General features: G+C 62.0%; 13 protein-coding genes. 9 read left to right on the top strand and 4 right to left on the bottom strand.

Going from position 1 to position 11667, the window contains the following annotated elements; translation table 11 throughout:
• The first annotated feature begins 284 nt into the window (after positions 1–284).
• From rplU to LBW87_RS09860, 8 genes are all read left to right on the top strand, one after another.
• A complete protein-coding gene (rplU, locus tag LBW87_RS09895) occupies positions 285–596 on the top strand; it encodes a 50S ribosomal protein L21 (RefSeq protein ID WP_008116344.1) in 312 nt (103 codons plus the stop codon).
• 45 nt (positions 597–641) lie between these two features.
• A complete protein-coding gene (rpmA, locus tag LBW87_RS09890) occupies positions 642–899 on the top strand; it encodes a 50S ribosomal protein L27 (RefSeq protein WP_008116342.1) in 258 nt (85 codons plus the stop codon).
• Positions 900–1096: 197 nt separating this feature from the next.
• The gene (gene cgtA / locus LBW87_RS09885; protein ID WP_225201276.1) at positions 1097–2206 is read left to right on the top strand and encodes an Obg family GTPase CgtA; all 1110 of its coding nucleotides are present in this window, start codon (positions 1097–1099) and stop codon (positions 2204–2206) included.
• An 81-nt stretch (positions 2207–2287) separates the two neighbouring features.
• Entirely contained in the window at positions 2288–3406 is a 1119-nt protein-coding gene (gene proB, locus LBW87_RS09880) for a glutamate 5-kinase (RefSeq protein WP_225201275.1), read from the top strand.
• A 255-nt stretch (positions 3407–3661) separates the two neighbouring features.
• Positions 3662–4474, top strand: a complete 813-nt coding sequence (locus tag LBW87_RS09875) for a YggS family pyridoxal phosphate-dependent enzyme (protein ID WP_225201274.1) — start codon at positions 3662–3664, stop codon at positions 4472–4474.
• A 32-nt stretch (positions 4475–4506) separates the two neighbouring features.
• The gene (locus tag LBW87_RS09870) at positions 4507–5469 is read left to right on the top strand and encodes an AurF N-oxygenase family protein (RefSeq protein ID WP_225201273.1); all 963 of its coding nucleotides are present in this window, start codon (positions 4507–4509) and stop codon (positions 5467–5469) included.
• Positions 5466–6524: a 2Fe-2S iron-sulfur cluster-binding protein gene (locus LBW87_RS09865; protein WP_225201272.1), complete on the top strand. Its 1059-nt coding sequence runs from the start codon at positions 5466–5468 to the stop codon at positions 6522–6524. Before LBW87_RS09870 ends, LBW87_RS09865 begins: the two co-directional genes overlap by 4 nt.
• Before the next feature lie 30 nt (positions 6525–6554).
• The gene (locus LBW87_RS09860) at positions 6555–7265 is read left to right on the top strand and encodes a glutamine amidotransferase (protein ID WP_225201271.1); all 711 of its coding nucleotides are present in this window, start codon (positions 6555–6557) and stop codon (positions 7263–7265) included.
• Between the two features lie 11 nt (positions 7266–7276).
• Here the strand turns inward: LBW87_RS09860 and LBW87_RS09855 are convergent, their stop codons facing one another.
• Both LBW87_RS09855 and LBW87_RS09850 read right to left on the bottom strand, forming a co-directional pair.
• Complete coding sequence (locus tag LBW87_RS09855) at positions 7277–7843, bottom strand: CNP1-like family protein (protein ID WP_225201270.1); 567 nt, start codon at positions 7841–7843, stop codon at positions 7277–7279.
• 5 nt (positions 7844–7848) lie between these two features.
• A complete protein-coding gene (locus LBW87_RS09850; protein ID WP_225201269.1) occupies positions 7849–8421 on the bottom strand; it encodes an RNA pyrophosphohydrolase in 573 nt (190 codons plus the stop codon).
• A 237-nt stretch (positions 8422–8658) separates the two neighbouring features.
• Between LBW87_RS09850 and LBW87_RS09845 the strand changes: the two genes are divergently transcribed.
• Complete coding sequence (locus LBW87_RS09845) at positions 8659–10386, top strand: proline--tRNA ligase (protein ID WP_225201268.1); 1728 nt, start codon at positions 8659–8661, stop codon at positions 10384–10386.
• Positions 10387–10465: 79 nt separating this feature from the next.
• On the opposite strand, the gene LBW87_RS09840 is transcribed toward LBW87_RS09845, so the two are convergent.
• Complete coding sequence (locus LBW87_RS09840; protein WP_225201267.1) at positions 10466–10894, bottom strand: hypothetical protein; 429 nt, start codon at positions 10892–10894, stop codon at positions 10466–10468.
• A 222-nt stretch (positions 10895–11116) separates the two neighbouring features.
• Complete coding sequence (locus tag LBW87_RS09835) at positions 11117–11590, bottom strand: SWIB/MDM2 domain-containing protein (protein WP_225201266.1); 474 nt, start codon at positions 11588–11590, stop codon at positions 11117–11119.
• Positions 11591–11667 lie beyond the last annotated feature (77 nt).

The raw sequence follows: 11667 nt of genomic DNA, 5'->3' as shown, positions 1-11667 counted from the left end.
CGGCTGACAAGGCGAAACCCATAAAAGATGGTTATTGCCCGGATTATACGATGACATCGGGGTGCCAGGCGTAGCGCACCTCCGCCGAACATGGATGACAATCTGACATTTTGCTTGCCGCAATGCCAATTTACCGTCTGGAAACTGTGTTGCGTGGCGGCGGCGCGGGCTATTGTCGGCTTTGACCGGCTTGCTAAGTCTATGTATAATTTGGGGTTTTCCTGTTTCCGGCTGATTGGCACAGGGAGAAAATCGTTCTTTTTACATTATTCGATGAGGTTCACATGTACGCGGTCATAAAAACCGGCGGCAAACAATACAAAGTTGCTGCTGGCGAAAAACTCAAAGTAGAACAGATACCGGCAGACATTGGCTCCGAAATCACTTTGGATCAGGTGCTCGCAGTGGGCGCCGGCGAAACCGTGCAATTCGGTGCGCCGCTGGTCGCAGGTGCAACGGTGCTGGCTACAGTTGTAGCTCAAGGTCGCCACGACAAGGTCCGGATCTTCAAAATGCGTCGTCGTAAGCATTATCAGAAGCGTCAAGGCCATCGTCAAAACTACACCGAACTGCAGATCGTCTCGATCAACGCTTAATCAGCGTCAGAGCCGGTTCAATTCAAAGTTATTAAGGAGTCTTAAATGGCACACAAAAAAGGCGGCGGCACTACGCGCAACGGCCGTGATTCAGAGTCGAAGCGACTCGGCGTCAAGGTCTACGGTGGTCAAGTCATCAATGCTGGCGGCATCATCGTGCGTCAACGCGGCACCCGCGTTCACGCTGGCGAAAACGTCGGCCTGGGCAAGGACCACACCCTGTACGCCCTGAAGGACGGCAAGGTGAAGTTCGTTGTCAAGGGCCTGCAACAGCGCCAATACGCTACCGTCGTGACGGCTTAAGCGTATCCGCTAACCGGCTTGCCGGAGCAGGTATGAAAAAAGGCTCTGCCTCTGGTAGAGCCTTTTTAGTTTTTTGAAGAAACGTTTTGAAGAGCCGTTAACAAAGCGCCGATCACGGCGTCGACCAAGACCCCGGCGATGGGAATTCATTTCCCCTGTCGACGTTTTGTTCGCGGCTCCCAGGGGTTGCAGAGACCATGAAATTTATCGACGAAGCAAAAATCGAAGTCATAGCAGGCGATGGCGGCAATGGTGTCGCCAGCTTCTGCCGTGAAAAATTCCGCCCGTTCGGTGGTCCCGATGGCGGTGATGGCGGCAAGGGCGGCAGTATCTGGGCCGTCGCCGACCGTAACGTCAACACGCTGATCGACTACCGCTACGCCAAGATGCATCGCGGCGGCCGCGGCGAAAACGGTCGCGGTTCGGACTGCTACGGCAAGGGCGCCGACGACATCTTCCTGCGCATGCCGGTGGGCACGCTGATCGTGGATATCAATACCGGCGAGCACATTGCCGACCTGACCGATCACGAGCAGGTGGTGCTGCTGGCCAAGGGCGGTGAAGGCGGTTGGGGCAATATCCACTTCAAGACCTCGACCAACCGCGCCCCGCGCCAGAAGACCGAGGGCAAGGAAGGCGAACGCCGTGACCTGCGCCTGGAGCTGAAGGTGCTGGCCGACGTCGGCTTGCTGGGCATGCCCAACGCCGGCAAGTCGACCTTCATCACGGCCGTTTCCAACGCCCGTCCGAAGATTGCCGACTATCCGTTCACCACACTGCACCCCAACCTGGGCGTGGTGCGCGTGAGCCACGAAAAGAGTTTCGTGATCGCCGACATCCCGGGGCTGATCGAAGGCGCCGCCGATGGCGCCGGGCTGGGAGTGCAGTTCCTGCGTCACCTGCAGCGCACCGGCTTGTTGTTGCACATTGTCGACCTGGCGCCGTTCAACGACGAAGTCGATCCGGTCAAGGAAGCCAAGGCGATCGTCAAGGAACTCAAGAAATACGACCAGTCGCTGTTCGACAAGCCGCGCTGGCTGGTGTTGAACAAGCTCGACGTGGTGCCCGAGGCGGACCGCGCCAAGCGCGTCAAGGACTTCGTCAAGCGCTTTGGCTGGAAGGGCCCGGTGTTCGAAATCTCGGCACTGAACCGCGACGGCTGCGAAGACCTGATCAACGAGATCTACAGTTACCTGGCCGTCAAGCGCGCCGAAGAGCATCGCTCCGAAGAGACGCAGATGACCGAAGAAGCACGCGGCATCTCGAGCATCGACCCGGATGATCCGCGCTTCAAGATCATCGACTGAGTCATTGACTGATTTGTCGACGGGCAGCGCGGCGGCGTTGCAGCTATCATCCTGCTTTTAGAATTTGCCTTTCGGAAGAATATGCAATCGGTCATCCAGAACGCCAAGCGGCTGATCATCAAGGTAGGGTCGTCGCTGGTCACCAACGACGGCCGCGGGCTCGATGCCAATGCCATCGCCCGCTGGGCCGAGCAGATCGCGCAGCTGCGCCAGCTCGGCAAGGAAGTGGTACTGGTCAGCTCGGGCGCGGTGGCCGAAGGCATGCAACGCCTGGGCTTCGACAAGCGCCCGACCGGCATCCATCATCTGCAGGCCTGCGCCGCCGTCGGCCAGATGGGCCTGGCGCAGATCTACGAAACCAGCTTTCGTGCGCATGCCTTGCATACCGCGCAGGTCTTGCTCACGCACGCCGACCTGGCCGACCGCGAGCGCTACCTGAATGCCCGCTCGACCCTGTTTGCGCTGTTGCAGCTGGGCGTGGTGCCGGTCATCAACGAGAACGACACGGTTGTCACCGACGAGATCAAGTTCGGCGATAACGACACCCTCGGTGCATTGGTCGCCAACCTGATCGAAGCCGACGCGCTGATCATCCTCACCGACCAGCCTGGCCTGTTCACCGCCGACCCCCGCCGCGACCCCAAGGCCACGCTGATCTCAGAGGCACGCGCCGGCGACCCTGCGCTGGAGTTGATCGCTGGCGGCACCGGCACCGGCATCGGCCGCGGCGGCATGCTGACCAAGATCCTGGCGGCCAAGCGCGCCGCCACCTCGGGCGCCAATACCGTGATCGCCTGGGGCCGGGAAGAGCAGGTCCTGACCCGCCTGGCAGCGGGTGAAGCCATCGGCACCCAGCTCAATGCCGAGACCGCGCAACTGACCGCGCGCAAACAATGGATGGCCGATCACCTCAAGACCGCCGGACGCGTGGTGCTGGACGCCGGCGCGGTGCAGAAGCTGACGGCAGAAGGAAAGTCGCTGTTGCCGATCGGCGTGGTGGAAGTCAGCGGCGAGTTTGGCCGGGGTGATGTGATTACCTGCGTCGACCAAGCTGGCCGTGCCATCGCACGCGGCATGAGCAACTATGCCAGTCCCGATGCGCGTCGCATCATTCGTCATCCTTCGTCCGAAATCGCGGCGATCCTGGGCTTTGTCGAAGAGCCCGAATTGGTCCATCGCGATAACCTGGTCCTGCTGTAATCCCCTCACTCGTCCACGCTCAGGCATCCTGCCCGCAGCGTGGACGCAGCGCTGATCTACCCTCGCTCCAACCCTTCTCCCGATCGGTATGCCTGTCTCCTGACGAGATGCCGCTGCATTTTTTTCGCCATTAATTTCCAGTTATTTCGTCATCGCTTGCGCGGCATTTATATTACCTTTCGGCAACGCAAAGCCATTCAAGCCAGTTGACCATGTGGAAGACCGGTGGGCTCACGGACCGAGGACACTTCAGCAATGACGGACTTGCCGCCCCCACAGGGCACAACCCTTTCTCATTATCCCCAGGCACTGACGGTAGACGACTTTCGGCACAACCTGGCGCGTGTGCGGCAGCGTATTGCCGAAGCCTGCAAGCGCAGCGGGCGCGACCCTGCCTCGGTGCGTCTGCTGCCGGTCAGCAAGACCGTCGACGAGTCGCTGGTGCGCCTGTCGTGTGCAGCCGGGTGTCGGGAGCTGGGGGAGAACAAGGTGCAGGAGGCCTATCGCAAGTGGCAGGCCATGTCCGACCTGGCCGATCTGCGCTGGTCGGTGATCGGCCATCTCCAGACTAACAAGGTGCACCTGGTGGCGCGCTTCGCGCACGAGTTCCAGGCGCTCGACAGCCTGCGGCTGGCAGAGGCGCTGGAGCGTCGTTTGCAGGCGTTGGGGCGCGGCCTCGATGTCTTCGTCCAGGTCAATACCTCTGGCGAAGCCAGCAAGTACGGACTGGCGCCGACGGAAGTTACCCGTTTCGTGCGCGAGCTGGCGCCCTATCCGGCCTTGCGCGTGCGCGGCTTGATGACCCTCGCGATGCCCTCACCCGACGCCGCTCGCGTGCGGCCCTGCTTCGCCCTGCTGCACGACCTGCGCGAGCGCCTGCGGCAGGAGCTGCCGGGCGGCAGCGAGATAGCGCAATTGTCGATGGGCATGTCGGGCGATATGGAACTGGCCATCGAAGAGGGCGCCACCGTGGTACGCGTCGGCCAGGCCATCTACGGCGCACGCGCGCTGCCTGACAGTCACTTCTGGCCCGCGTCGCCCACCGATCACAGTTTGCTCAATCCGTAACAGAACGCGGCACCACCGCAAGGAGAGTCGAGATGGAAGATCTGGCCGCATCAGGCGACGATGAAGTCGCCGTCATGCTGAAGAAGCTGTCGGTACTTTGGCGCAGCCGCGCTGCAGTCAACCAGGAACTGCCCGACTACCAGCGCCTGGCATTCGATCCCTCCCGCCAGGATTTCAGTTGTTCCCTGCTGCCGTTTCGACACCATCAAGCGTGGACCGAAGCACCCGCAGCGCTGCGCAGCCGATGCCTGTCTTATGGCTGGGCGATCTACAATCTCAAGACCATTTACATCGAATGCGATGTCGTCACCCCCGCCTGCGAAGACATCATCAAGACACCGCCGCCCGGGGCCAATGGCGCGCTGCTGCAGGATGTGATGTCGGAGGCGCTGCTGGATGAAGCCTTGCATACCCGCATGTCGATCAAGGCGTGCAACTATATCTATGACATGCGCGGCATCGCGCCGCTGGACTTCGCCGACTTCAACCTGGTCCGCTGGCGCGCACAGTTGCTGGCCGGCTGCAACGCGCAGTGGCAGCGCAGGCTGACCCGCTTCGCCATTGCCTGTGCCAGCGAGACGCTGATCACGGACTACCTGAAGACGATGGCCGAGGATGGGGCGATCCAGGCTATATGTCACGAGGTCACGAAGACCCATGCGGCCGACGAATGGAGCCATTCGAGCGTGTTCAGCGGCGCCGCGGCCACCTTGGTGGGCGACATGAGTCAATCGGAGCGAGCTTACTTCAGATCGATCATCCTGAAGACGGTGGGCATGTTCGCCGACCCCGAAATGGGAGCGTGGTCGACGGTATTCTCGATGCTCAAGTTTCCGCATGCGCGCGAGATCATCGAAGACATCGGCGTCGGCGATACGGTCGCCATCTATACCGCGTCGGTGGAAAACCTGATCGAGCGCATCGGTCTTCGCGGCCCTGAAATCGACTTGAATTCGATGTCTGATACCGCCTCAGCCAGGCAGGTCGGCCTATGAGCGCCGTCCCCGTGGCGCGCTGCGAAAGCGTCAGGCAAGAGGCCGGCGATATCAGGGTATTCACCCTGCGCATGCACAATGCCCCCGAGGCGCTGATGGCATCGGTGCGGCCGGGCGGCCATGTGGCCATCGCTTGTCCCGATGCGGTCGGGGCGTTGCAGTCGCGTCTTTATTCGGTGACCCGCAAGGATGCGCCGGATCTGTTCGAGATTGCCGTCAAGCGATCTGGCCGGCACAGCGTCTCGGATCATATGCACTGCGTGGTCCGGGAGGGCTCAAGCGTCGCGCTGCAATATGCGGCAGGCGACGTCAGCGTCGAATCGGTGATGGGCCATGAGCGTGTCGCCATGATCGCCGGCGGCATCGGCATCACGCTGCCGATTGCCCTGATCCGGGAGCTGGCGGCGCGTGAACGCCAGGGCATCGCGGTTCCCGAGGTGGTGCTGATGCTGTGCACGCGCCGGGTTTCCGACATTGCGTTCCTGCATGAACTGCTGGCATTGGACCTCACCAGTAGGTGGTTCACGCTGCGCGTGTTTGTCACGCGTGAAGTGGTGCGCGCGAGCGAGCACTTTTCTTCGGGGCGCCCCGATGCTGCTGCGCTCGATGTGCTGGGCCGACCGCAGGTCGCCGTGATCTGCGGCAGCCATGCCTTTGCCCAGGCATGTCGAGAGCAGCTCGGCCGGCGCTGGCCGGACTTGCCGCTTCTGGTCGAAGCCTTCACGCCACCGGCGGTACCCGCGCTTGCGGCGCCGTCGGAAGCTCAGGGGCAGCGCCCGCCGGTACGGCTGCGTATCGTCGGTGGCGACCAGGTGCTCGAGATGGCGCCCGGCAACAGCCTTCTCGATATGCTGGCGTCGGCTAACATATCGGTGCGCAGCCAATGCCGCTCGGGGATTTGCGGTTGTTGCCGGATCAGGATAGCGGGCGGGCAATGCCGCTTCGAACCGGACTTCTGTCTTACCGAGAAGGACCGGCGCAGCGGCCATGTGCTGGCATGTTGCACTTTCCCGCTGGCGGGGGAAGTCGAACTCCATCTGAATCAGCCAGAATAGAAAACAATTTTCATTTTCCAGGGACTATTGATGAAAACAGCCATTGCCTTGCGTCATATCCATTTCGAGGATGTCGGTACCTTTGATGCGGTCCTGGCCGAACACGGTTACGCATTGCGCTACCTCGATCCGGCGCTCGACGATCTTTCTGGTGACGCCCTGCAGCGGGCTGATCTGCTGATCGTGCTGGGCGGTCCTGTCGGCGTGGGCGATCAGAAGATCTATCCCTTCCTCGAGCGCGAGATGGCGGTGATTGCCGGGCGCCTGGCGGCAGGTCGTCCGTTGCTGGGCATATGCCTGGGGGCGCAGTTGATCGCCAGCGCGCTGGGCGCCAGGGTCTATGCCATGCCAGCCAAGGAAATCGGATTCTCGGCCCTGGACCTGACGCCGGCCGGCCAGGAATCGGTGCTGTCTTCGCTAGGCGAGACGCCGGTGCTGCACTGGCACGGCGATCAATTCGACATTCCCGAGGGGGCGACGCGGTTGGCTGGCACGGCAGCCTGTGCCAACCAGGCATTCGCCGTCGGGCGCAATGTGCTGGGGCTGCAGTTTCACCTGGAGGCCGAGGGGGACAAGCTGGAGCGATGGCTGGTGGGCCATGCGAGTGAGCTGGCGCAGGCGGGGATCGATCCCCGGGTTCTGCGCCAGGATGCGGCAAGCTGGGGCGAGCGCCTGAGCAGCGCGGCGCGCACGGCGCTGGCGGCGTGGCTGCGCCAGCTTGACGATCCTGCAGCGGTTTGAACCGCAGTTGGTCAGCGCCGTACCGGGTCGATCGGGTTCTGGCTCTTCAGGCGGCCGACAATCGTGCGCAGGTTGCCGTTGTCGGCCACCAGCTTGCCTTCGCAGAGGTAATCGCGGAACAGCGCGGCATCGATGCGATTGCCGCCCACATCCTTGATCGGCTGCCATTGGTCACGGCGCGAGCGCGACCATTTTCCGTCCGGGTGGCCGAAGGCATAGCTCTTCTTTTCCCAGGTTTCGCAGCGCATGCCTTCATACACGATGTTGACGGCGCCGCCCTGGGTCTTGGTGACGACGGTGTAGCGCACCACGTTGTCACTGCCGATCGAGACCGACTTCAGGTCGACGAAGGCCTTCATGGTGGCGGTGGGGCTCAGGTAGAACTCGGCCAGGTTCTGCTCTTGCGGCGCGGCCGGCAGTTGCAGGGCGATTTCTTGCCAGGGTTTTTCCTGGTCATCGAACTCTTCATCGAAGGCGTTCTGCGCCAGCGTGCTGCCGCAGGCCAGCGTCAGCGAAAACAGCAGTGCGGCGCGGCGCATGACGCCCGGACGGGAAGGGTTCAGCTGGAACGATGGCATGGATATCACTTGCTTTCGGAAGCGTCGGCCGTAGGCGGCAGCGCGGTTGGATTAGGCTTCGGGGACGACTGGCCAGCCGCGTCGACACGGCGTTGGCCATGCGCGGGGCGCGCCAGGAAACGTGACAGTTCCTGCAGGGCCTGCTGGTAGACTTCGCGCTTGAATTCGATGACCACGTCGAGCGGCACCCAATAGTCATGCCAGCGCCAGGCGTCGAATTCGGGATGAGCGGTACCGCGCAGGTTGACGTCGCAGTCGCGACCGACCATGCGCAGCAGGAACCAGATCTGTTTCTGGCCCCGATAATGCCCCCGCACTTCGCGCTTGATGAAGTGATCGGGAACCTCATAGCGCAACCAGTCGCGCGTGCGACCGACGATCTTGACGTGCTCGGCACGCAGGCCGATTTCTTCTTCGAGCTCGCGAAACATCGCCTGTTCAGGGGTTTCTCCATGCTTGATGCCTCCCTGCGGAAACTGCCAGGAATGCTCGCGCACGCGTTTGCCCCACCAGACTTCGTTCTGGCCATTAAGCAGAATGATGCCGACGTTCGGGCGAAAGCCTTCTCGATCCAGCATGGTGTACCTCAAAACTTTCTGCGGCTGGACGACCCTCTCAACGGACTCGGACAGCACCTCGCGCACGCGACAACCACGCGAAAACACCACGCAAACGCACCGTCAGGGGCAACTCCCCGGATTGGCGTGAAGCGTGGAAACAAGGGGCGATTCTGCAAAGAGTGGGCGCATCAGCCAGCTAATCCTTTAAAATTACATCGATTATAACTCTCCTCTTTTTAAAAAGAACCGACCGTCATGCGCGCCTCACGTTTTTTTATTTCCACCCTGAAAGAAGCTCCTTCCGACGCTGAAATCGTCAGTCACAAACTGATGATGCGGGCCGGCATGATCAAGCGTCTGGGCGCCGGTATCTACACCTACATGCCGATGGGATTGCGTGTGATCCGCAAGGTCGAGGCCATCGTGCGCGAAGAGATGAACCGCGCCGGCGCCGTCGAGCTGCTGATGCCGGTGGTGCAGCCGGCCGAGCTGTGGCAGGAGACCGGTCGCTGGAACAAGATGGGCGCCGAACTGATGCGCGTGAAAGATCGCCATGGCCGCGACTTCGCCATCCAGCCTACCTCCGAGGAAGTGGTCACGGACGTGGCGCGCACCGAGCTGCGCAGCTACAAGCAGCTGCCGGTGAACTTCTATCACATCCAGACCAAGTTCCGCGATGAGCGCCGTCCCCGTTTCGGGCTGATGCGTGGCCGTGAATTCACGATGAAGGATGCCTATTCCTTCGATCGCGACATCGATGGCCTGAAGAAGTCCTACCAGGCCATGTACGACGCCTACGTGCGCATCTTCACGCGCTTCGGCCTGCAATTCCGGGCGGTGGCGGCGGACAACGGCGCCATCGGCGGCTCTGGCTCGCACGAATTCCACGTGATCGCTGCCACTGGCGAAGATGCGCTGGTGTACTGTCCGAGTTCCGATTATGCGGCCAACATGGAAGCGGCCGAGGCATTGCCGGTCGACGTGGCGCGCGGTGCAGCTGGTGAAGAGCTGAAGAAGACGGCCACTCCCGGCCGAGCCAAGTGCGAGGCAGTGGCCGAATTGCTGGGCTTGCCGTTGGCGCGCACCGTCAAGTCGATCGTGCTGGCGGTGGACAACGAAGACCCGGCCAAGAAGGAAATCTGGCTCCTGCTGCTGCGCGGCGACCATGAACTCAACGAGGTCAAGGCCAGCAAGCTGCCCGGCCTGGCCGGCTACCGCTTTGCCAACGAAGCCGAGATCGTCGAATGGTTCGGCACGCCGCCGGGCTACCTGGGCCCGATCGGCACCCAGAAGCCAGTCAAGCTGGTGGCCGACCGCACCGTGGCCAATATGGCCGACTTCGTCTGCGGCGCCAACGAAAGCGACTTCCACTACACCGGCGTGAACTGGGGCCGTGACCTGCCCGAGCCGCTGGTGGCCGATATCCGCAATGTGGTCGAAGGCGATGCCTCGCCCGACGGCAAAGGCGTCCTGTCGATCCAGCGTGGTATCGAGGTGGGTCACGTGTTCCAGCTCGGAACCACCTATTCCGAAGCGATGAAGGCGACCTACCTGGATGAAGCCGGCAAGCCGCAACCGCTGGTGATGGGGTGCTACGGCATCGGCGTCACCCGTATCCTGGGGGCCGCCATCGAACAGAACTTCGACGAGCGCGGCATCATCTGGCCGACGTCGATCGCACCGTTCCAGGTGGTACTGTGCCCGATGGGCTACGACCGCAGCGAAGCGGTCAAGACCGAGATCGACAAGCTCTACGCGCAACTGGTCGAGGCTGGTGTGGATGTCATGCTGGACGACCGCGGCGAACGCCCGGGCGCCATGTTCGCCGACTGGGAACTGATCGGCGTGCCGCATCGGATCGTGATCGGCGACCGTGGACTCAAGGATGGCAACATCGAATACCAGGGCCGGCGTGATGCTGCTGCCACCCAGGTGCCGCTGGCCGAGGCGCTGGCCTTCATCCAGGGCAAGCTGGCCGACTGATCGATTGATCGGTGGCGGGCATGAAAAAGGCGGAGTCCCTTGCGGGCTCCGCCTTTTTTCAATCTGCTGCCGGATTTATTTAGTTGGTGGTGATGGTCCGGGTTTCACGATAGATGCCGCCATCGCGGGCACTGCCGTCAGAAACCCCGGCGCCGTTCATTCGTGCCTCGCAGTCCGAGCGCTGCGCCTGTGGCAAGCCCTCGCAGCGGCGCTGGGCGTTTTGCTGCAATTGCGCCTCGCCCGGATTGCTTAGCTGGCCACGGCCTGCCTCATAGCGGGCGGCGCCGGCTTCGCGTAGGCAGGTGGCGCGGTCCTGGTTGGAGGTGCCATCCATACAGGCAGCGCGCTCCTTTTTGTAGGTGGCGTCATCGCCGCCCGATTTGGGGCCGGCTGCCATGACGTGCGACGTGGCGGCCAGGGCGGTCACGCCGAGGATCAGGGCGCAGGCCGATCGGGCCAGACGATGGCGAACGGGAAGCTGCGATGGTGGGGATTGTCGGTTTTGCATGGTCATTCCTTTCTCTTCTTTTTGGTGACGGTCATGGCGGATGTTAAGAAGAGATGCTAACGATGCAACACCGAGGGCGCTATCGGAAAAGCGCCCGATGCCGGGTCGGACAACAGGAGTGACGCCTGCCGGAAAGCGCCTAGGCGCGCCAGAAACAAAAACGCCCGCAACCGATGCGGGCGTTTTTGTTTGCAGGGCACCTGCAAACGGTGCGCGTGCCAATCAGCTCAGGTGGGCCGAAATCAGCTTGGTCATCTCGAACATGGTGACCTGCTTCTTGCCACCGAAGATCGCCTTGAGCTTGTCATCGGCGTCGATGTTGCGCTTGTTTTCGGGGTTTTGCAGGTTGTGCTTCTTGATGTATTCCCACACCTTCTTGGTCACCTCGGTGCGCGGCAGCGGCTTGGCGCCAACCACTTCACCCAGCGCGGCCGACGGTGTCAGTGGCTTCATGAAGGCGGCGTTCGGGGTGCGTGCAGCGGCTTTCTTGGCGACCGGCTTCTTGGCGGCGGCTGGCTTGGCGGCCGGCTTTGCTGCGGGCTTGGCGGCGACCTTGGCAGCAGGCTTGGCGGCTGGTTTTGCGGCGGCTTTCGGGGCTGCTTTGACTGCGGGTTTCTTGGCTGCTGCGGCCGGTTTGGCGGCAGGTTTTGCTGCTGGCTTCTTTACTGCGGCTGCTGGTTTTTTTGCTGTGGCCATCTGAAAGACTCCTCGACAAAGGAAGAAGGTTGGATGCGTCAATTACGCATCGCTAATAGTGGTGCGGTTTGCGCGGC

This window comes from Herbaspirillum sp. alder98, from assembly GCF_020179755.1.
GTDB lineage: Bacteria > Pseudomonadota > Gammaproteobacteria > Burkholderiales > Burkholderiaceae_D > Herbaspirillum.
The sequence above is the reverse complement of the archived record's forward strand: the minus strand, read 5'-3'. Positions and strand labels throughout refer to the sequence as shown.